This window comes from Halonotius aquaticus (genome assembly GCF_003605575.1).
GTDB classification, from domain to species: Archaea; Halobacteriota; Halobacteria; order Halobacteriales; family Haloferacaceae; genus Halonotius; species Halonotius aquaticus.
This window is the reverse complement of record NZ_QKNY01000018.1, coordinates 479225-500458: the sequence shown is the minus strand read 5'-3', so window position 1 is coordinate 500458 and position 21234 is coordinate 479225. Positions and strand designations below refer to the sequence as shown.

Annotated in this window: 20 protein-coding genes and 1 tRNA gene; 9 read left to right on the top strand and 12 right to left on the bottom strand. The window is 62.2% G+C overall.

Annotated features, from left to right (window positions below; all coding sequences use genetic code 11):
- The first annotated feature begins 31 nt into the window (after window positions 1–31).
- Both DM826_RS12120 and DM826_RS12115 read left to right on the top strand, forming a co-directional pair.
- A complete protein-coding gene (locus DM826_RS12120; protein ID WP_120103680.1) occupies window positions 32–1084 on the top strand; it encodes an ABC transporter ATP-binding protein in 1053 nt (350 codons plus the stop codon).
- The gene (locus DM826_RS12115) at window positions 1081–1890 is read left to right on the top strand and encodes an ABC transporter permease (protein ID WP_120103679.1); all 810 of its coding nucleotides are present in this window, start codon (window positions 1081–1083) and stop codon (window positions 1888–1890) included. The genes DM826_RS12120 and DM826_RS12115 overlap by 4 nt, the downstream gene beginning before the upstream one ends.
- A gap of 26 nt (window positions 1891–1916) precedes the next feature.
- Here DM826_RS12115 and DM826_RS12110 read toward each other — a convergent pair whose 3' ends face one another.
- Complete coding sequence (locus DM826_RS12110; protein WP_120103678.1) at window positions 1917–3440, bottom strand: globin-coupled sensor protein; 1524 nt, start codon at window positions 3438–3440, stop codon at window positions 1917–1919.
- A 243-nt stretch (window positions 3441–3683) separates the two neighbouring features.
- On the opposite strand from DM826_RS12110, the gene trmY reads away from it, so the two are divergent.
- From trmY to DM826_RS12090, 4 genes are all read left to right on the top strand, one after another.
- Window positions 3684–4277, top strand: a complete 594-nt coding sequence (gene trmY, locus DM826_RS12105; protein ID WP_120103677.1) for a tRNA (pseudouridine(54)-N(1))-methyltransferase TrmY — start codon at window positions 3684–3686, stop codon at window positions 4275–4277.
- A 50-nt stretch (window positions 4278–4327) separates the two neighbouring features.
- Window positions 4328–4400, top strand: a tRNA-Pro gene (locus DM826_RS12100).
- Window positions 4401–4826: 426 nt separating this feature from the next.
- On the top strand, window positions 4827–5300 hold the full coding sequence (locus tag DM826_RS12095) for a hypothetical protein (RefSeq protein ID WP_120103676.1): 474 nt from the start codon (window positions 4827–4829) through the stop codon (window positions 5298–5300).
- 36 nt (window positions 5301–5336) lie between these two features.
- Window positions 5337–6068, top strand: a complete 732-nt coding sequence (locus tag DM826_RS12090) for a hypothetical protein (protein ID WP_120103675.1) — start codon at window positions 5337–5339, stop codon at window positions 6066–6068.
- A gap of 12 nt (window positions 6069–6080) precedes the next feature.
- Here the strand turns inward: DM826_RS12090 and DM826_RS12085 are convergent, their stop codons facing one another.
- From DM826_RS12085 to DM826_RS12065, 5 genes are all read right to left on the bottom strand, one after another.
- A complete protein-coding gene (locus tag DM826_RS12085; protein ID WP_120103674.1) occupies window positions 6081–7496 on the bottom strand; it encodes a cryptochrome/photolyase family protein in 1416 nt (471 codons plus the stop codon).
- Window positions 7497–7549: 53 nt separating this feature from the next.
- Entirely contained in the window at window positions 7550–8383 is an 834-nt protein-coding gene (locus DM826_RS12080; protein WP_120103673.1) for a DUF7504 family protein, read from the bottom strand.
- A 67-nt stretch (window positions 8384–8450) separates the two neighbouring features.
- Window positions 8451–8900 carry a hypothetical protein gene (locus DM826_RS12075; RefSeq protein ID WP_120103672.1) on the bottom strand — a complete coding sequence of 150 codons (450 nt, stop codon included), beginning with the start codon at window positions 8898–8900 and terminating at the stop codon, window positions 8451–8453.
- A 285-nt stretch (window positions 8901–9185) separates the two neighbouring features.
- On the bottom strand, window positions 9186–10727 hold the full coding sequence (locus tag DM826_RS12070; RefSeq protein WP_120103671.1) for a sodium:solute symporter family protein: 1542 nt from the start codon (window positions 10725–10727) through the stop codon (window positions 9186–9188).
- A complete protein-coding gene (locus DM826_RS12065; RefSeq protein WP_120103670.1) occupies window positions 10720–10935 on the bottom strand; it encodes a DUF3311 domain-containing protein in 216 nt (71 codons plus the stop codon). Before DM826_RS12065 ends, DM826_RS12070 begins: the two co-directional genes overlap by 8 nt.
- A gap of 225 nt (window positions 10936–11160) precedes the next feature.
- Between DM826_RS12065 and dnaG the strand changes: the two genes are divergently transcribed.
- Window positions 11161–12786, top strand: a complete 1626-nt coding sequence (gene dnaG, locus DM826_RS12060) for a DNA primase DnaG (RefSeq protein ID WP_120103669.1) — start codon at window positions 11161–11163, stop codon at window positions 12784–12786.
- On the opposite strand, the gene DM826_RS12055 is transcribed toward dnaG, so the two are convergent.
- Both DM826_RS12055 and DM826_RS12050 read right to left on the bottom strand, forming a co-directional pair.
- Window positions 12783–13265, bottom strand: coding sequence for a GNAT family N-acetyltransferase (locus DM826_RS12055; protein ID WP_120103668.1), 483 nt, complete (start codon window positions 13263–13265; stop codon window positions 12783–12785). The genes dnaG and DM826_RS12055 overlap by 4 nt on opposite strands.
- Window positions 13265–14596, bottom strand: coding sequence for a DUF92 domain-containing protein (locus DM826_RS12050; RefSeq protein WP_120103667.1), 1332 nt, complete (start codon window positions 14594–14596; stop codon window positions 13265–13267). The genes DM826_RS12055 and DM826_RS12050 overlap by 1 nt, the downstream gene beginning before the upstream one ends.
- 122 nt (window positions 14597–14718) lie before the next feature.
- Between DM826_RS12050 and DM826_RS12045 the strand changes: the two genes are divergently transcribed.
- On the top strand, window positions 14719–15324 hold the full coding sequence (locus DM826_RS12045; protein WP_120103666.1) for an undecaprenyl diphosphate synthase family protein: 606 nt from the start codon (window positions 14719–14721) through the stop codon (window positions 15322–15324).
- Between the two features lie 15 nt (window positions 15325–15339).
- Here DM826_RS12045 and uppS read toward each other — a convergent pair whose 3' ends face one another.
- Window positions 15340–16311 (bottom strand): polyprenyl diphosphate synthase, encoded by a 972-nt coding sequence (gene uppS / locus DM826_RS12040; protein WP_120103665.1) that lies wholly within the window; start codon window positions 16309–16311, stop codon window positions 15340–15342.
- 134 nt (window positions 16312–16445) lie between these two features.
- Window positions 16446–17708 (bottom strand): isocitrate dehydrogenase (NADP(+)), encoded by a 1263-nt coding sequence (icd, locus tag DM826_RS12035; RefSeq protein WP_120103664.1) that lies wholly within the window; start codon window positions 17706–17708, stop codon window positions 16446–16448.
- A gap of 186 nt (window positions 17709–17894) precedes the next feature.
- Here icd and DM826_RS12030 point away from each other — a divergent pair, with 186 nt between their 5' ends.
- Entirely contained in the window at window positions 17895–19640 is a 1746-nt protein-coding gene (locus tag DM826_RS12030) for an ATP-binding protein (protein WP_165853313.1), read from the top strand.
- A 1-nt stretch (window position 19641) separates the two neighbouring features.
- Here the strand turns inward: DM826_RS12030 and DM826_RS12025 are convergent, their stop codons facing one another.
- Both DM826_RS12025 and DM826_RS12885 read right to left on the bottom strand, forming a co-directional pair.
- Entirely contained in the window at window positions 19642–20241 is a 600-nt protein-coding gene (locus DM826_RS12025; RefSeq protein WP_133304678.1) for a PGF-pre-PGF domain-containing protein, read from the bottom strand.
- Entirely contained in the window at window positions 20238–21197 is a 960-nt protein-coding gene (locus DM826_RS12885; RefSeq protein ID WP_133304677.1) for a hypothetical protein, read from the bottom strand. Before DM826_RS12885 ends, DM826_RS12025 begins: the two co-directional genes overlap by 4 nt.
- Window positions 21198–21234 lie beyond the last annotated feature (37 nt).

The following is a 21234-nucleotide window of genomic DNA, read 5'->3' as shown; positions in this document are numbered from 1 at the left end:
GGCCAACGCGACCCGACAAGGAGGGCAGACAATGAGTGGCCAGCCAGCCCTCGATATCGAAAACCTCCGCAAGGAGTACGACGATGTAACTGCCCTTGACGGCGTTTCGTTAACTGTCCCTGAGGGGAGTTTCTTCGGCCTGCTTGGCCCCAACGGCGCGGGGAAAACGACGTTTATCAACATTCTCGTCGGCCTCGTCCGGAAATCCGGCGGCACCGCCCGCGTCTTCGGCCACGACGTTGAGGCCGACTACCAACAGACGCGCAACGCCATCGGCTTGGCCCCCCAAGAGTTCAACGTCGACCGGTTCTTCCCGATCCGCGAAGTCCTAGAGCACAAAGCCGGCTACCACGGCATCCCCGCCAGCGAGGCCAAAGCACGGGCCGATGAGGTGCTCAAACAGGTCGGCATCTACGACAAACGCGACACCCGCTTCGACTGGCTCTCAGGCGGGATGAAACGCCGCTTCCTGCTGGCGCGGGCGCTCATAACCGATCCGGATCTCCTCATTCTCGATGAACCCACAGCCGGCGTCGACGTGCAACTCCGGCGTGACCTCTGGGAACTGGTCACCGATCTCAACGACCAAGGGAAAACCATCCTGCTGACGACCCACTACATCGAGGAGGCTGAACGTCTCTGTGATGAGGTCGCGATCCTCGACTCCGGGCAGGTGCGGGCGGTGGCGACACCAGACGAACTGAAGGATCGCGGCACCGACCAGATCGTGGTCGAACTTCGCGAGCCCCCAGCGACGCTGCCTGACCTGCTCGCCGGCGACGACCGCGTTGAGGCCATCGACCGCGACGGCCACCAACTCACCGTCACCGCTCGCAACGGCGGGCTGGTCGCCCCACAACTCGTCCGTGAACTCGACCGCGAAGGGATCGAGATCGTCGATCTCGAAATCACCCGCACCTCTCTTGAGGAGGTCTTCGTCGAGATGACGCGCCACGACGACGGCGACACCGCTGCTGGCGACGCGGGCGATGGCGACAGCGATGCTGACGCCGATGGTGACGACAGCGACACAGACTCCCCGCGGGCTGAACAGCAGGTCGCTCCCGATGGAGGCCAGCGATGAGCGTCGTCGACCGCGCGGCCGCCGCTGCGGGCATTCCAACGGGTTTCTACACGCTGGTCAAACGCGAGATCCTCCGGTACGTCCGCCGACCGAAGAATACCTTCGTCCCCCCGTTTATCACGAACGTCCTGTACTTCTCGGTGTTCGGCGTCGTTCTCGGCAGTCGCGTCGGCGAGATCATCGGCGTTCCCTACATCCTGTTCATCCTCCCTGGCCTCGTCGTCCTCGGTGCGGTGTCGAACGCCTTCGAGAACGCCTCGTTTTCGATCTTCCACGGCCGCTGGAACGAGTATATCGACGAGACGCTGACCTCGCCGCTGTCGTACACCCAGATGGTGTGGGCGTACCTGCTGTCGTCGGCGTTGCGGGGCGTGTTGGTCGGGACGCTGATCGGCGTGCTCGGCTTCTTCATCATCGGCGGGCTCTACCAGCCGGTTCCTGTCGAGCAGCCGCTCTATCTGGTCGCCTTCCTCTTGGTGATCACGATGCTGTTTTCGAGTCTCGGCATCGTCGGCGGCCTGCTGGCGGAGGATTTCGACGACCTGACGATGATGAACCAGTTCCTGCTCCGCCCGCTGGTGTTCTTTGGAGCCGTCTTCTACTCACTTGAGGATCTGACGCCGCTGCTCCGTGATTTCTCGCTGCTAAACCCGATGGTCTACATGGTCAACGGCGTGCGGTACGGCTTCCTCGGCGTCTCGGAGGTCGATCCACAACTCTCGCTGGCACTGTTGACCGGCGGAACGGCCGTCGTCGCTGCGCTCAACGTCTGGCTGTTCAAACGCGGCTACGGGCTGACTGACTGAAGCAGAGAAACAAGCGGGCGGCGCGGCTACTCTGTCAACCGACTCACGGCGTCGGAGACATCTTCGATGGTGTCGGCCTGCTGTTCGTTGGCGGCGGCGATCTCTTCGACCTCCGCGGCGACGGTGTCGGCCTGTTCGACAAGCTCGTCAAGCATGCTGGCGACCTCCTCTGAGCTGGCGGCCTGCTGGTCGGTTGCATCCGACACCTCACGGATCCCGTCGGCGGTCTCCTCGACGGCTTCGGTGATATCGCCGAGCAGTTCCATCGCCTCGGCGACGCGCTCGACGCCGCGGTCGATCTGCTCGGTCGTCGTCTCAAGGCTGTCGACGGTCTGTTCGGTATCCTTCTCGATCGCTGTGACGAGATCCTCGATCTCCTGGGCGCGGTCTTGGGAGTCCGTCGCCAGCGATTTGACCTCGTCGGCGACGACGGCGAACCCTTCGCCGGCCTCACCGGCGCGGGCGGCCTCGATCGAGGCGTTGAGCGCGAGGATGTTGGTCTGTTCGGCGATATCGTTGATGACCTCGACGACGGAGTTGATCTCGCTGACGCGGGCTTGGAGATCGTCCACATCGGTTGAGACCTCATCGACCGCCTCCCCCACGTCGTCCATGACACCCATGGCGTCGTCGGCGGCGTCCTCACCCTGCTCGGCGAGATTGCGGGCGCGTTCGCTGTTGTTCTCGACCTCGTCGGCGGAGGCGGCGATCTCCTCGACGGTCGCGCTCATATTGGAGACTTCACTGGAAATGGAATGAATGCGCTCGGATTGCTCGCCGGTGAGATCGGAGATATCCTGTGCGGATTGGGCGACCTCGGTGGAGGATCGCTGGAGATCGGTCAGTGGTTTTTCGAGATCGCTTTCGACCTCTTGGGCCAACTGCTCGCGTTGCTCGATCTCCCGCTCTAGCTTCTGGCCGTAGGAGTGGATGTAGGTGTCGGCGACGACCTGCATATCGAGGTTGATGATCCGGAGGACGCTGGTGATATCGGCTCTGAGCTCATTGATCTCCGATTCGACGATCCTCTCGATCTCGTCGTCGCTGGCGGTCTCGTCGACGGCCCCCTGAATCCGATCGGTCAGCTGGTCGGTCGTCCGCTCGGTGAGCAACGGGAGGATGAGGTCGTAGTAGACGCCGTACTGGCCGATGTACTGCTTCATCGGCATCTCCAACAGGTCGTGGAGTTTGCCGATCCGCGCGCGGTTTGTGAAGTACTCGTAGTCGTACTCGCCGCCGGCCAGCGTGGCGAAGTATGCTCGCTGAGTCTCTTTCAGCTGTTCGACGTTTTTCTCCGAGCGACCGATCACCTCGACGGTCTGGTCGTACTGGGTGAGATTCTCGTAGAATAGTTCGGCGATATCCTCGGTGTGAGCCTCAAACAGCGGTCGAAGGTTGGTCAGTCGTGCGACATCTTCCTCGTCGAAGTTGACGAAATCCTTTCGCCATTCGATCTCCCCGCGGTCGATCCCGATCTCCCGCATGAGTGAGTCGACATCAACCTGATCGTTCATCCCGCCTTCCCCAAAGGAATCGGCGTAGTTGCTCATATCTCGTACATTTGTTCGCAATCAATTTAACTTACGTTACTAGGCGTTGATTTTGATAACGCAGATTTAAACCGGAAATACTGATGAATAATGACTGTAAGCTGGCTAATATATTTAGTTCATATACTGTCGTCGGGATCTGAGCGTAAATATTGCCAAACCTGCTACTGGCTACTGTGTGTCGGTGCTGCCGCGGTCACCGTGAGTAGTCGACACTAAACCCCTCGCTGTTGACGCCCCGGTATGCGTCAGTTCATTGTGCTCGGTCACGACGCCCCAACGACAGCCGACTTCTCGCTGGACAACCTCTCGGGAGCCGGCCGCCTCGACGTGCTTTGTCGCTGCGTCGGCGCGGCGGTGTTTCTCTCTCATGGCATCCGCGACGATGTGCGGATTCACCTTGTCGTGAGCGACGAGTACACGCTTCGATTCGACAGCAATACCCTCCGGCGACTCTACCCCGACGAGCGAACCATCGCCGCCCGAATCCGGGACGCTCTCGACCAACGGGCGGACGCGATCGGTCATCTGCCTGCTGAGGTCTCCCCTGGAATGGAACTCTACCGTCTCGGCTTCGAGGCGACGCTTGACGACGTTGCCAGCGACGGAACGGTCGTTCACCTGCACGCCGAGGGCACGCCGCTCCCGGAGGCGTCACCCCCGGACGATCCGGTCTTCGTGCTCTCTGATCACAACGATTTCACCGACCGCGAGGCCGAGTTGCTGGCCGCCCAGGCCGAGCAGCGCCTTCGGGTTGGCCCCGAGACGCTGCACGCCGATCAGACGATCACCGTGGCCCACAACTGGCTGGATACCGCCGGCTACACCGAGTACTGAGTCGGGCCGATCATAACGGTTAAATTCGGCCGCGGCGTGCCGATGAGTGCGGGCCGGTGGGGTAGCTTGGTATCCTTCGGCCTTCGGGTGGCCGTAACCACGATTCAAATTCGTGCCGGCCCATTTCTACCCACCGTTCACCACCGCCGAGCGACTGCGGCACGCAGTGCCGCGAGCGAGGCACTACGAACGGTGGGTGTATTGAACACACACGATTTGAATGAGGGCGTGACCAGCGGGAGCGACCGTGATTCAAATTCGTGCCGGCCCACTTCTCCCACATCACAACGAGGAACGGAGTGACGAGTCTGTGGTGCGGGTGTGTGAATCACGCCGAATTTGCATCAGAGAGCGACCAGCGGGAGCGACCGTGATTCAAATTCGTGCCGGCCCATTTCTACCCACCGTTCACAACTACCGAGCGACTGCTCGCTGGCGACACACTCCCCGGCAGCGACGCGTGGTGTCGAACAGAGTATTTTTGAGTGCTACCCGGTAACGAACACCTATGTACCGCGCACTGACCGCCCGTCGGCACCCATCTCCGCGATGTTGCCGACGGTAATCGCCATCTCGCTGGTGGTGTCAGTGCTTGTCTATCTGGGGCTGTTTGGCTTTGCTGTCTCTCAGTACCGATCGTCCCGACAGCAACAGCAGACCGAAACTGTCGACCCACACTCGTTCAGTGCCAAAGATCAGCCCGAAACGGTGTATACGACCGCCGAACTGGAGTATTTTGATGTCCTCTGGCAGGGTGAGTACGGCAAGTGGCGGTCGTCCGATTACAGTGCCAACGATACCGCCTACACCTACGTGCATGGGCCGTACTGCCCCCACGACAAGCATGCCCTCGGGATTCAAACGGTGCCCAAATGGGTCATTCTGACCGAACACGTCTGGGTCTGTGACGCCTGCGACCGCACCTACCCCTACCCCGATGAGGAACTCGGCGACGGCACGATCATCGAACGAGCGATGCACCGCCGGATCAAACGCAAACGGCAGGCAAACCAGTCGGGGTAACAGTCCATTTATTCGACACGACCGATAGCCCTCTGTATGCCCTCCACACTCACCGCCCGCGTTACACAACGCGTGTCACTCCGGACACTCTTGGTGTATCTCCTTGTGGCTGGTGGCGTCATTGTTTTTACCGGCAACGTCGCCCTTGTCGCCGGGCTGGCGACCGCGTTTCTCATCACTGAAACCCGCCAGTTCCTCATCGACACGTCCGGCATCGACAATCGCTGGGTGACGGTCGGCCTGGCGGTGGTGCTGCTTGCTATCAGTCTCGTCTGGCTCGTCGCCGAGTTTCGGCAGCCGCCGCTGCGCTGGACGCTGTGGGCCCCCGTTGTGGCTGTCTTCGGGGGGCTTTGGCTGCTACTGGACGCCCGTGTCGACTTCGCGTACGACACCGCCGATACCGAGACCGATCCGGTCGACGATCTCGATCCCGGTGCGTTCCTGCTTCGGATGCTACGTCTCAACCGCATCGCCGACACGCTCGAAGCCGGCCCGAAGACCGTCTCCGAGATTGCCGCCCGTTGCGATCTCACCGAACGCCAGGTGCAGGCGGCGATCGAGCTCTCCGGCGACGACGGGCCGATCGTCCGTGTCGACGACCCGCCAGCCGATTCAACCGCCGACAAGACGGCGGCGGCCGCCGATGAGCCACCCCGGTATGGACTCAACACGCGTCAGCTCGGTGTCACCGGCGTTGGTCGGCTGGCCATCGGTGGACTCACTAGCCTGCTCCGGCGGCTGGCACGACCACTTCTCGGCCCGGCCTGACCAGCCCGCGGATTATCGCTTGCCGAGCGCCGTCTCGAAGACTCGCTGGGCGCGCTCGTAGGCTTCATCCCGGTCGACGATCGGCTCCGAATAGTCGGGGGCCAGCCGCTCTCGCGTTGCCGCCGACAGCGTCGGCCACTCGACGATCGCGTCGCTGGCGACCCCGCGGAGTTCCGGGACGTATTCGGCGACGTAGTCGGCGTTGGCGTCGTATTTTGAGAGTTGGGCGACGGGATCGAAGATCCGCACGTCGACGCTGTCGGTGCCGGTCGAGGCGATCCACTGCCAGTTGGCGTAGTTGTTTGCGGGGTCGTGATCGAGGAGTTGTTCGGCGAAATACCGCGCGCCGATCCGCCAATCAATCAGGAGGTGTTTGGTACAAAACGAGGCAACGTTCTGCCGGGGTCGGTTGTGGATATACCCCTCCTGATTCAGCTGTCGCATCCCGGCGTCGACGAGCGGATACCCCGTCTCGCCGGCCTTCCAGGCGGCGATCTCGTCGGGATCGTTCTCCCAGGCGATCCGGTTGGGGAGGGATTTGTAGTTCTCTGTCAGCAGCGTCGGATTGTAGTGCAGGAGGTGGTAGTTTTGTTCCCGCCAGGAGAGCTCATACCGGTATTTGTCGATTTTGCGAGCGGCGTTTCCCTCGGCGGCGTTGTATCGCTCGGTTGCATCGGCCCATACCTCACGGATTCCGATCATACCGGCGGCGAGATACGGTGAGAGCCGCGAGACCGCCCCGACCGGTCGCTCCACCGCGGCCTGCATGTCATCGCGGGTATCGTTGTAGGTCTCGATCCCATCGGCCAGAAACGTGTCGTATCGGTCTCGGGCGGCAGCGTAGCCGGCTGGTGGCCGATCGATATTGACTGCACCCGAGTCAGGGGCTTCGTCGTCAACGGTGGCTTCGTCGCTGATCGGGATATCATCGATGGTTGTCGCATCGTCGATAGCGGCCAATGCGTCCGTCTGGACGGTCGCCGGCGTCGGCTTCGGCTCGGCTTCCCAGTCGTTGTGAAACTGGCTGTGATTCGGATACGACGGGGCCAGCGTTGCGGGATCGACGAGCGTGAGATCGATCACACTCGCTGTCGGTAGCTGTTCGTCGGCCTGCTGGTGGCGATGTCGTCGCGCCGGCCGGTAGTGGTGATTGTAGTAGACGGTGTCGGCGTCGTAGCGCTCGGCTACCGACGGGAGTGTTGTCGCTGGTGTGCCCTCTCTGATCAGGAGATCGCTGCCGAGTTCGCGGTAGCGAGCTTTGAGCGCGCGGACGCCGTCGATGATAAATGCGCGCTGTCGCCGGCCGAGCCGCGCAAGCATGTCGTGATCGACGATATACACCGGCAGTGTCGTGTCGTCGGCTGTCGCCGCCGCCAGCCCGCGATTGTCTGGAACCCGGAGATCCCGTCGGTGCCAAAAGAGGTGCATACCCAACTATGGGGTTCCAGTGAAATCAATCTGTGTGCCGGCTCTCGTGGGGATCAGCGATTATCCTTGTCGGCGATGAAGTTGGTTTCGGTTGCTCGGATCACGAGATCAAAGGAGTCGTTGAGGAGACTGAGCGTTGATTTGTCGTGGGCGTCGGGATCCAGCGGATAGTAGGCGATCCCGCCGACCGTTTTGAACTGGTTGGTCAGGATCTGGAGGAATTTGAACGCGGGCTTTTCGCCGAACTTGTCGATGATCTCCGAGAGGATGTCGAACTCGACGGTGATCCGCCCCTCCGAGCGGCCATGTTCGTCGAGTACCTGTGAGATCGTATTGCCGAGCTTCGAGAGGCTGAGTCGTTTGCTGAGCTTTACGATCTCGATCGGCACATCGGAGACATCCAGCCCGGCGATGTCCTCGGCGGGGTTATCCTTCGTTGTCAACACGACCGTCAGCGCCGGCCAACTGCCGAGTTCTTCCCGCAGCAACCGGAGTCTTGCTGCCGGATTCGTCGTCACGAGGATGACGATATCGCCCGGCGCGAGAAAGTGAATCCGGGCGTTTTTGATGCCCGGACTGCCCTGTGGTGCCTTCACAAGAATATTACCCGACCGGTCGATGTCGTCGGCGACGTGGACGCCCGACTCGATGAACTGGTCTTCGTGTTCGAAGAGGTGGTCTTTGAAATGCTGGATCGTCTTTTCCTCGTCGTAGCTGATCTCCGATCGATCGCAGTAGGGACACTCCCAGCTGACGCCCGGATCCTCATGCGATAGATAATCCTGGTGATGGTCGAAGAGATGCTGCTTGATCTCCTCGGCCATCGGCTCTCGCTGGGCTCCCCACACCGTGTAGGCAGCCTGCCGAGACCGCCACCGATAGACCATAGCGAAGGTGCGATGTATACCCAAATAAGTCTGGGGATACTCCCCAACAAGCCCCGCAGTTTTACGGCTACCGCAGCCGTGTGCGGAAGGAGACGATCTCGGGGCCGTCGTGACGACGGTGACACCGCCCGTAGCCGCTCGTCGGCTCGCTGATCGAGACGGCGAACCGCTCGGTGAGTTCGGTGACCGTCTCTCTGTACAGCTCGTACAGCTCCGCTGGGAGTGCATCAACGGTGTTTGCGCCGGTCTCGAAGGACTGCTCGCGCCAGATGGAGGCATGTGCTGGCGTCATCGACGCCGTCACCTCATCAAGTGGGACGTACAGCGTGACACACAGCGCGTCGTCGCCCGCTGTTGCTGGATGGATCCGAATGACGGTGTCGCTGTCCCGGTAGACCGTCCGTTCGGCCTGTGGGATCGTTTCCGGAATCGTTGCGCCCTCGCCGGTCGGATCGGTCGGCCCGGCTGTCGGCGTCATCGTCGACTGCCCGGTGCCGTGGAGATTTGTTGAACTCATACGTCAATCCTTTCGCCCTTGCGGCTGGAACAAGCAGTCAACGAGTAATAAGTTTTTGGGCAAAAACAGTAATAGTTGTTCAGGTATTTTGGGGATAAGATTTGAAACAGCTGCTATTGTCTGATATATTAGCACAAAACGGGTTTGTTCTATTGTGTGTTATGTGTGCCATGTGTGCTATATGTGCCATTAGTCACCACACATGCTCACCGTACCCGATGGTCACCTGTCTCTCGGAGTCGACAGACAGAACCCCAGTATCGGATCGTGCCGGCTGGCGTCGCCTCAATCCGCGCTGACGACGAATCGCTCGGCTGCTTCGTCGATGCCGGCTGTGGTCACCCACGAGACACCGATGGTTAGTGCCGCCCCTAGTGCCATCCCAGCGAGAGCAACGTCCCAGCCACCGTACGTTCGCGCAAACAGCGCGATGGTGACGCCACCGACATCGATCGGTACCGTCGGCACGAAGACGTGACTCAGATACAGCAGTTGGCTCCCGCCGATCCCGGCAAGCATCCCGAGTCGCGTTGTCTTCGGCCAGTAGAGGGCGACCATGACCGGCAACGCGAGTTGCGCAAAACCGCCGAAAGCGGTGCTGCCGACCTGGATCAGCGTCCCCGGGCGGGTGAGACTGGCGAGGAAGGTTCCGGTTGCGAAGGCGACGACGCCGCCTCTGGCGAGCCATGCTTCCCGGTCGGCTGTCACGGCGGGCTCGACAAATGGCCGGTAGAGATCCCGTGTGAAGTACGACGAGCCCGACAACAGCATCGAATCCGACGACGACATCATCGCCGCCATCGCGCCGGCGATCACGAGCGCGGCGAACCACGCCGGGGTGTACTCCCCAAGCAACACCGGTAGTACGTTCGCGCCCTCGGGCACACTCACCCCGAGGCCAGCCGCCCATGTCCCCAACAGGAACGCCGGGACGAACAGCAGCAGCACCAACACCGGCCACAGCGTAAACGATCGCTTTAGCACTGCTGCCGACTCGGCGACAAAGAACCGTTGGTTGATCTGTGGAAACATCGTCACCCCGAAGGCGATGACAACGGCCGTCGAGATGATATACTGTGGGGTGTAGAAGCTGCTCCCCAACGCGAGGAAGGTCGGGTTGTTCGCCTCCAGTCCCGCGGCGGCGACCGCGGGCCCGCCGATCGCCGACAACACCCATGCGACAGCGATCCAGATCACGCCCAGCATGAACAGCCCCTGGATCGTATCCGTCCAGGCAACCCCGCGCATCCCCGCCAGACCGACATAGAGGATCATGAAGACGGTAATCAGCGCGGCCCCACCCCAGTAGGGCACCGCGCCGTCGGTGAGGCCGACCAACGCCTCGCCGGCGCCCATCTGTTGGAGCATCACGTACGGAAAGAGCCAAAACAGGCTCACGCCTGCCACCAGCCCGCGAAGCCGGGTGGAACCGAAACGATCTCCGAGCATCTCCGGCAGCGTGACGTAGCCGTGTTGCTGGCCGATCAGCCACTGTTTGTAGCCGATGAGATACCAGAGGATCGCAAAGAGGATCCCGTCCATCGTTCCCATCACCAGAATCCACTCAGGGCCCTGGGCGTACGCGAGATTCGGGCCCGCAAAGAAGGTAAACGCCGACAACAACGTCGCAAACGTCGTAAACAGTAAGACGAGCGTGCCGAGCGATCGGCTCGCCAGGTAGTAGTCCTCGGCGTCGGTGCCGGTCAGCCGGTAGGCAAGGAGCCCAACCAGGAGGGCGACAAGTAGGTAGCCCACAACGACCAGCAACTCAACCGATGTCGCCGCTGTCGACAGCCCGCCGCCGGACAGCAGGGCCGGGTTAGGCATCGATGCCTCCCAGATACCGATCCCAGCCGTGGCGGGTGAAAGCCGCAAAGACGGCGGTGGCGACGATCATCCAGCCGATATGCCACCACAGCCACAGCGGGAGGCCACCGATCAGTTGGCTGTTCCCCCAGAGAAACCACGGTACCGCGCCGGCGACGACGATGGCAAACGCGAGCAGCCAGCCGACAGCGCGCATCGACGGGTTCATTCGTTGCGTCCTAGCCGACAGCGACGCCTAAATATTGCTACTCCTTCCCAGACAGCCGTCTTGAAGACAAATGTTCTTCATCTCGACGCAGACTGTTGTGTCTTCGATCACCCTCTCTCCGCGTTGCTCCTGCGGCCAGCGGTGACGACAGGTATTTCAGATCGTAGCGTTTATATATGATATCAGCGGCATCATGCCACTCGCGTTCGTCGCTGGAGTGTTCCCATGGACGACACAACTAAGTATCTGATTCACGCCCGGATCGCCGCCAACGGCATCGTCGAGCGCAGCGATGTCGTCGGCGCGGTCTTCGGCCAAACCGAGGGGCTGTTGGGCGATGAGTTGGATCTCCGTGACCTCCAGCAGTCCTCGAAGGTCGGCCGGATCGACGTTGAGATCTCTTCCGAAAATGGCCAATCGTTCGGCGAGCTGACGATCGCCACCAGCCTCGGCAAGGCCGAAACCGCGATCTTAGCGGCCTCCCTGGAAACGATCAACCGTGTTGGCCCCTGTCGAGCCGACATCGAGGTCACCGCCATTGAGGATATCCGGGCGGCCAAACGCCGGGAGATCGTCGACCGTGCCAAGGAGCTGTTGGCGACAGCGTTCGACGAAACCGGCGTCTCTGGTGCTGATCTCGTCGACGACGTGCGGGATTCGGCCCGCGTCGCCGATGTTGTCGACTACAAGGGGCTGCCCGCTGGCCCGCGGGTCGAAAGCTCCGATGCGGTGATCGTCGTCGAAGGCCGGGCCGACGTGCGTCAGCTGCTGGCCTACGGGATCAAAAACGCCATCGCCGTCGAGGGTACCGACGTGCCCGACGCCGTCGCCGATCTTACCGCCGAGCGAACGACGACCGTCTTTGTCGACGGCGACCGCGGCGGCGAGCTCATCCTCCGGGAGCTGCTGCAGGTCGGTGATGTTGACTTCGTCGCCTTTGCGCCGCCCGATCAGTCGGTTGAGGATCTGTCCCGAGCAGCCGTGCTTGATCGCCTCCGGCAGAAGGTCATCGCCGACCGGCTTCGCGGCGCGCCAAACGTCCGGGAGGCGATCGCCGACATCATCGACGAAACCGCCGACGAGCGACCCCGGTCGGCCGACGACCACCTGCCGCCGGACGACGAGGACACTGAGGTCGAGGTCGTTCCGACGAGTTCCCCTGCGGCGTCGCCGTCGCCGCCGTCCGACCAGCCTCCTACCGGCACATCATCTCGGGTCGCCGCCGCGGACGCTGAGTCAAACACAAATAACGAAGCCGTCACAGCGGAGTCAGCTGTCGACGCTGCTGGGGCCGTCGACGACACGGCTGACGCTGACGCCGCGACGGCCGATGCCGATGCGGCAGCACCTGTTTCCGACGATGGGGCTACCCCACCGGATGCGATATCTGACTCCCCGGCTGACGCTGGCTCTCCCACGACACCTGCGGTCAGCGACAATGCGGACGATGACCCCGATTCGGCTGTCGACGCCGAGCCCTCGGCTGACGACGCCGACGAATCTGACGACGCTACCAATGCCGATGACGACGCCAAGCCAGTGACCCTACGCAGCCACGTTGAGGCGGTCATCGATGCGGAGACTGGCACCGCCCGACTCCTTGACGCCGAGTTTGGGGTCATCACCGAGACCGAGCCAGCAGCACTCATTGAGGCCATCGAAGCCGCCGACGAGCCGTACGCGCTGGTACTCGACGGCGAATGCAGCCAGCGAATCCTCGATGTTGCTGCCCAACACGGTCTCGATCACATTGTCGCCGCCAGCACCGGCGAGTTCGTCAAAAAGCCGATCGGAACGCGGGTGGTAACCGCCGCGGAACTGCAGCCACCAGAGCCGGAACTGGAAGCCTAATCCTCGCTTGGATACCGCAGCGTCACCCCGGTGGTGTCGTCGAATTGATCGTCGCTTCGCGCCTGTTCCTGAAACCCGACTGCTTCATAGAGCGATCGTGCCGCCGTGTTGTCGACAGCGACGTGGACGGTTATCGGATGGCCGTATTGTTCGAGCATGGTGGCAAGTAGTGCCTTCGCTCGCCCCTCTCGGCGATATGCTGGCTCGACAACGAGCTCAGCAATATGCGTTGGTTCGCCTGTCACTGCGAGCAGATAGCCAACGGCCAGATCAGCGTTGTTGACCGAGACGAACAGCCCAAACGACTCACCGATCGCTGGTGACGTGTTGTCGGCTGTTGTGGCTCCCGCGTTGCTTGCTGTGTCTACTTGGGTGAGTGCTGCGTCCAACAGAGTTGGTGCAGGCTCGGTCAGTTCTGCTTGCAGCGTGCGAATCCTTGCCGCATCAGCGGCTGTTGCGTGGCGGATCGTCGACCGCATCACAACAGGACGACTGCGAGGGCGACGCTGACGCCGCCGCCGGTCAGCGTTGCACAGAAGTTCACCAGTTGGTTGCCGAGTCGGTCACCCTCGATGGTCGCCCCCAGTATGCTATCGGTCGTGATGCCAGCGAGCCCGCCAGCGGCGACGATGCCAGCGGCGATGCCGGTCGCTCCACCTGGCCCAAGCGGGAGCGTCGCCGTCGCTAACGCGCTGATGATCCCGATGCCGACGAGCCCGGCGAGTTCGCCCTGCCACGTCACCGCGCCGTCGGTGCCGGGGTCGACACGCTCGAAGGTGGTGATGAGCCGCGGCCGGTCGTAGAGACAGCCGATCTCACTCGACAGCGTGTCGCCGAGAGCGGTCGCCAGCGAGCCGGCGAAGGCAAACGGGATGGCGAGGCTGACGATGGCTGCTGGCTCGACCAGCTCCCCGGCGGCGGCCGCGATGACCGCTAGCAGGGCAACCCCCGAGTTGGCAAGGACGTTGCTCATCCCGCGGGCGCCGTTGTTGTCCTCGGCGACGCCGCGGGCGGCCTTTCGGTCGTAGCGAAACTTCGAGGCCAGCCCGCCGATCGCAAAGAAGGCGATCAACACGGCAAACCAGCCGAAGCCGCCGAGGACGATCGTCAACACGCCGAGCAAGATCCCGGTCAGCATTCCGGAGACATTGGCCGTCCCAAGCCCGTAGGAGATCCCACCGAGGGCGACGGTCACGATGACGGCGGCGATCAACTCCGTGGTTGGGACTGTGCCGACCAACGTGGCGACAAACCAACTGGCGAGGCCGACCGACAACACGACGACCGGATCGTCACGCTCGTACAGCAACTCTCTGAGCAGCGCGGCGATCAGCCCGCCGATCACGGCCAGAAAGATCACCGCCGACCACGCGACGGTCTCGCCGTTGACGACTCCGACGACGAACTGGCCGGCGATCGCTGCCGGAATCCCGCCGGCAAGAAAGCCGGCGACGGCGAGAAATGGATCGCTACTGCGGGTGCGGGCGATCTCAGTCCCGAGGTTGCCGACGCCGAGTACCAACAGGGCGGCGACAAAGATCTCCGCTGGGAGCCCAGCCTGCGGCAGTGCCAACAGTAAGGCCAACCCAGCGGCTGCAAAGCCGAAGCCGGCCAGCCCGTTGAGCCGGCCGTCCTGCCGATCGCCCGGTCGGGCAAATAACTCGAAGACGGGGCCGTCGTTGATGAGTGTTGCCGCGGCCACGCCGATGGCGGCGAAGGGAACCGCTGTCGCCGCGCCGGCAATCGGGGCCACAAGCGACAGCGTGGCCACGAGGGCGAACGCGCCGGCACGACGAACCCGTGATGTCACACCACCGGGTATCCCTGACGGCCACTTAACGCTCCCGACATGTCGAATCCGGTGTGTGGCTGCCTCACACGCCCAGTTCGTGCCACCGCAGTTTTTTGCACCACCGACCCGAACCGACGACAGTGCTCTACGAGGCCTATCTTTCGTTGCGGCTTCGCCGGGAGTCGAACCCGCCGCCGGAACACGTCGCTGTCGTCATCACCGAACGCGATCTCCTCGAACAGGGGGCCTACGAGACGTTGCGGGACTTCTTCGGATGGGCTGTCGAGTACGGTGCTGACCGGATCACCGTCTCCGTGAGCGTCCTTGATGAGGCTGTCATCCCGACGCTCAGCCGCGAGCTCACCGCCTTAGAGACACCGCTGCCGCTGGCGGTACGCCGCCCCGGCGACACCGAATCCGCCGATGCCCCCATTCAGGTGAGTATCGGCCTTGGCGGCAAACGCGAGTTTGCCGAAACCGTCCGCCAGCTTGCCGAAGCCGTTGACGACGGCCATCTTGAACCGGAAGCGATCGAGGCCGACGATATCGACAGGCGGCTCGTCTTCCGGGATGAGCCCGATCTCGTCATCAAAACAGGGGCCGAGCGGCTCTCGGATTTCATGATCTGGCAGTCCGTCTACTCCGAGCTCTACTTTACTGACGTGAACTGGCGGGATTTCCGCAAGCGCGACTACCTGCGCGCGCTGCTCGATTACGCTGATCGCCAGCGACGGTTCGGCAAATAACAGTTGGCAGGCGGTTTAGTCAGCAAGGTCGAGGGTTGCATCCGCCCCCGGCGACTCCGAGTCATCGTCGGCTGGCGTCGCCGTCTCAAGTTCCTCGGCGACGGCCCGACGGCCGGCTTGCGGCAGCTTCCCGCGGAGTCGGCTCACCAACTCGCTGGCCTCCTTGAGTTCAAGGCTGCCGACCGCGCCGGCCAGCGCGACAGCGCGGTCGATCTTGCTTTCTTGCCACGACTCCTCGCGGGCCTCGTAGGTACGAATCCCTCGCAGGAAGTCGATCTTCGAGAACTCCGGCCAGTAGGGCGCACAGAAGTAGACGGCGGCCTCGTTGCCGTTGGCGTGCCACGGCAGGAAATTCGAGGTGCGTTCGTCGCCGCCGGTGCGGATGATCAGGTCGACATCTCGTACCGGCTGACGGTACAAACGGTTCTCGATTGCTTCGGGATCAACATCGTCGGCGTCGAGGTCGCCGTTGTCGACGGCGGTCGCGACTTCGCGGGCCGCCCGAAGCAACTCGTTTCGGCCGCCGTAGGCGAGCGCAACGTTGAGTCGGAAGCTGTTGTAGTCGGCCGTCTCGGCTTCGGCGTAGGCGATGGCGTCTTGGACGCGCTCAGGGAGTCGCTCGATTTCGCCGATCGCTCGGATCGAGACCTCGTTGGTGTGGACACGGTCGCTGTCGGCGAGTTCATAGAGCTTGGCTTCGATGATATCAAAGAGTGGCTCCCGTTCTTCGGGTGGCCGCTCAAAGTTCTCGGTCGAAAAGGCATACAGCGTTAGCTCGTCGATGCCGAGTTCCTCACACCAGTTGAGTACCTGCTCGGCGGTGTCGGCACCCTCACGGTGGCCCTCAGGGGCGTCCTCGCCCTGTTTGCGGGCGTATCGACGGTTGCCGTCCTGAATAATGGCGACGTGGGTCGGCCCCTCGCCGATCTCCCGGCGGAGCAGCCGCTCGTAGCCACGGCGAAACTGACGGTTGAGCCACCCGTACATCTACCCCTACCCAGCGGATGGGGCTATGTGTGTTTTTCTATCTCACTCAACAATCGCAGCGACCGCTGGCGATGATTCGGTAGGGGAGGTCGTGGCTGTTCTGGCGGCTTCACCGCCAGAGCCCGACCGGCTTTCTACGAAAGTTGTTCGATGTTGTCGACGACGGCGTCAGCAAACTCGCTGGTGGCGAGCTTTTCGCCGCCCTCGATCTGTCGGTGGAGGTCGTAGGTGACCGTCCGGTCGACGATCGTCTGCTCGACGGCATCGCGGACGAGCTCGGCGGCATCGTCCCAGCCGAGGTAATCGAGCATTTCGCGGCCCGAGAGGATCATCGCGGTCGGATTGACCTTGTCCTCGCCCTCGTATTTCGGCGCGGAGCCGTGTACCGGTTCGGCGAGACAGCGACCGTGGCCGAAGTTCGCGCCCGGCGCGATGCCGAGGCCACCGATCTGTGCGCCGGCGGCGTCGGACATGTAATCGCCGTTGAGGTTCATCGTAGCGATCACGTCGTACTCGTCGGTACGGGTCAGGAGTTGCTGGAGCATGTTGTCGGCGATGCGGTCGTTGACAACGAGCGTCCCGTCGGGCGCGTCGCCGTCGTACTCCTCCCAGAGTTCGTCCTCGGTGATGACATCCTCGCCGTACTCCTCTTCGGCGACCTCGTAGCCCCAATCGCGGAACGCGCCCTCGGTGAACTTCATGATGTTGCCCTTGTGGACAAGCGTCACAGAGTCCCGATCGTTGGCCAGCGCGTAGTCGATGGCCTCCCGAATCAGCCGCTTCGAGCCGAATTCGGTGATCGGCTTGATGCCGATGCCGACGGGGCCATCGTGGATCGTGTTGTCGAAGCCCATCTCGTCTTCGACGAACCCTTTGACTTCCTCGACCTCGTCGGTGCCGGCTTCCCACTCGATGCCGGCGTAGACGTCCTCGGTGTTTTCGCGGAAGGTGACCATATCCATCGCCTCGGGATCTTTGACCGGCGATGGGACGCCGTCGAGGTGGTAGGTCGGTCGGACGTTCGCGTAGAGATCCAGCCGTTTGCGGAGTGCGACGTTCAGCGAGCGAAAGCCCGCGCCGACCGGCGTCGTCAGCGGCCCCTTGATCGCGACGCGGTGTTCGCGGATGGCGTCGACGGTCTCCTGTGGGAGATTTTCGTCGTATTTGTCGCGGGCCGACCCGCCGGCGTAGACGCGCATCCAGGCGATTGAGCGGCCGGTCGCCTCGGCGGCGGCGTCGAGTACCTGCTGGGCGGCCGGGCCGACATCCGAGCCGATTCCGTCGCCGTGAATGATCGGAATGATCGGTGTTTCTGGGACGTTCAGTTCCCCGGTGTCCTCGTCGGCGAGCGTGATCTGCTCGCCTGCCTCGGGAACCTCAATCTTGTCGTAGCTCATAGACGGTGAAGGATTCTGGAACCAAAGTAAAAGGCCTGCCGTTCTCCGTGTGACACCTGTTCGTCGGCAACGCTACGCCACGATTCTGCTCCCGGGATCGGTTTGTCCTACGCCCTCCGCAGTTGGCATCGCCTACACAAGATGAGTGCACAAACTACTTTCCGGTATCACCGATACCACTACTTAGTGGGGCAGTTCGTCTCAATGCAGGTCGCCGCAGTAACTGGCTTGGTGAGCCTCGGTTACCTCGCATTCGGTGGCTACCTCCTCAGCCGCTATGAGGGGATCGGTGTCCGCAGTCTTAGCCTCTTTTTGGGGCTCTGGGGTGGAAATTTTCTGTCGGCAGCGGTGGTCATCTTTGCGTTTTCGAGTTTCGGGATCACCAACGGTGCCCAACTCACCCAACTCGGATCGCAGGTACCGCCGACGCTGCAACCCCTCCTGATCAGTGTCGATTTCCTCGCTGGGTTGTTTACGGTTAGTGGAATCTTTGTCTGGCTTTGGTTTGTCCTCCAGTACACCCAGCGAATCGGTCGCCGGGAGAAGATCGCCATCGGCGGCCTCGGCGGGGGCACCTTCCTCATCTCGGCGGCCAACGGTCTCACCGGTGCGGCGGCAGCCTTTGGGGTCATTGCACTCCAGCCGACGTTTCGAACGAGCATCCACCAGTTTGCCACCGTGTTCGAAGTCCTCGGAACAAGCGTTGCGATCGGCGTCGGGATTGCGCTATTGTACACGACCGCGACCCGTCATCACCCTTTCCGCGGGCGGAGCGTTATCGGCCTGTCGCTGGCGGTCGTCTTCCCGTGGCTTGTCGGCTACCTCTATCAGTTCGGTCTCGTCACCGAGTTCGCGTCTGTCAGTGCGCTCCGTGCGAGTGCGCTCACGCTTGGGCTCGGTGGGTTGTGGCTGACGGTCACCCGGGATGATCTCTTTGAGCAACTGCCGGCCTCCCGAACGATAGGTCGAAAGACCGCCTTCGATGCCTCCGATACCGCCATCGTCGTCGTCAACAACGCCGGCAACGTCTCGGATCTCAACTCGGCGGCCCAGGCGCTATTTGGGGCCGCTGAACTCGATAGCATCGGCGCGCCGCTGGATTCGCTGCTGCCCGAGACGGTCGACGGCGATGCGCTCAGACAGGCCGAACCGATCACGTTCGAACTACCGGCCGGCAATACGGTCGTTGAGGCGGCGATGACGACCGCAACCGACGACAGCGGACAGGTGATCGGCGAGACCATCGTTTTCACCGACATTACCGACGAGCGGCGTCGGCAACAACGGATTCAGGTGCTCAACCGCGTGCTCCGGCATAACCTGCGAAACGATCTCAACATTGCCCAGGGGTACGTCGACGTCATGTTGGATATCGATGACGGCGTCGAACAGTACCAAGACAAGATCGACGCTATCTTTGAGAATCTCGTGACGATGGGCGATAAGGCCCAACGCACCGAAACCGTGTTGGCCGCCAACCCGCTGTCGACCGACTCAACGGCACTCTCGGAGCTGATCGACAACGCAATCGATTCGATCGACGCCGACATCGACTCGATACCGACCACAGTGACCGTTCCCGACGGGATGGCTGTCCGCATCAATCCGGTTGTCCTCCAGTCGATCATCGAGGAGTTGCTCTCCAATGCGGTTCGGCACAGCGGCTGCTCGGAGATCACGATCAGCTACGACGCCGAGGAGACGACCCTCGTTGTCGCCGACGATGGATCGGGGCTCCCGAGCCACGAGATCGCAGTCCTCGACAATGCCGAGGAGACCGATCTTGAACACGGCAGCGGACTCGGGCTATGGCTGATCAAATGGGGCACCGACAGCTTCGGTGGGACAGCCACCTTCGACACCGACGCAACGGGCACGCGCGTCCGGGTTGAAATTCCTCCCGACCTCGTCGAGGAGCCCTCGCCGACCTAAGCTACCGACCGGGTCGCCACGCGAGCAGCGTTGTCGCCGCCAGTGCGATGAAACTGGCCCCGATCCCGAAGCCGAGGGTGCTGTTGGTCGTCGTTGCCGTCGCATTCGCTGCCGTCGTCGCGTTGATTGCGTTTGCCGTCTCTTCAGAATCGGTGTCGTCCTCGCCGTTGAGTTCCGCGACAGCAAACAGCGAGAATCCGCCGGTTTTCGCACGCAGGGTAACCGTTTCAGCTGTGGTGGTTTCAACTGTTGTCTCCAGTTGTTCCCAGCCGTCGTCAGTTTCGTGGACGACGACCGCGTTCTCCGGCTCGTTCAGTTCGGCTGTATCGACCTGCATGGTCACCGTCGCGGGGGTGTCGCTGGCCGGCTCGCCCGCCTCGTCGAAGACGGATATGTCGGCGACGGTGACGACATTGACGGCCGATTCGCCGGTTTCAGCGGTCGAATCCTCAGTGGGTTTCTCTTCGTCGCCTTCGCTGTCAAATCCCTCGTCGCTGGTGCCTCGCTCACTCGGATCGGCCGCAGCGTCGGCGAGATCACTGGCGACACTTGCGGTGAGCGCGTCGGTCACCTCGGCCGGTGGGTTGGTGTACTCTTTCACCTCGACGCTGCCACGGAGCGTTTCGTCATCGAGGGTGACCTCAGTGACGGTCTGGGTGGTTGTTTCCGGTCGAACTGTGGCTCCCGGTGTGTCAGGTCGGGTGTCGTCGATCTCGACTTCGGTTGCTGCGTCGGGATTGGAACTCCGAACCCTGTCGGCGACTTCCCTGATATCCGGGCTGTTGCCGGCCACTCCCTGTCCGTTTGTGTTTGACGCGCCGCTCCCGGCAGCGTTGTCGTTATTCCCGCCAGCGTTGTTCTCGTTCGCGTTGCCGCTACTGTCGCTGTTGCCAGCAGGAGTCGACCTTCGGGCGGTATCCGAGCCACCGTTGCTGGCACCGTTTCCACCAGCCGAATTATCGCTGTTACCATTACTGCCACCAGCATTAGAGCTGTCGCCGCTATTTCCGGTAGAGTCAGAACCACTATTACCATTATTACTGTCACCAGGATTAGAACTGCCACCATTACCGGCAGAATTAGAACTGTCGCTGTTGCCTCTGTCACTTTTTCCATTACTGGTGTCACCGTTCTCGCCATTGCTACCGCCAGAGTCAGAATCACCACTACCACTGCCAGCATTAGAACCGCTCCCACTGTTTCCGCTGTTACCGCCACTATCTCCGTCGTTACCGGCAGAGCCAGAGCCACTATTAGCGTCACCACTGTCACCATCCCCTCCGCCACTACCGCCATCAGAACCTGACCCGGTATTACCGCCGCCACTGCCGCCAGAATTGGAACCCTCTCTGCTGCTGCCGTCGTTGCCGCCGCCGTTACCACCATCACTTCCCGTACCACCGCTACTATCACTTCCACCACTGCCATCAGAATTAGAACCGCCGCCACCGGCACCATCGTTGCCACCGCCGTTACCATCACTACTGCCGCCACCACCAGCATCACTTCCACCACTACCGCCAGAATCAGCACCCCCGCCGCTGTTGCCGTTACCACCGCCAGGGTTGTCGCCGCCTTGGGCTTGGGCAGCAGT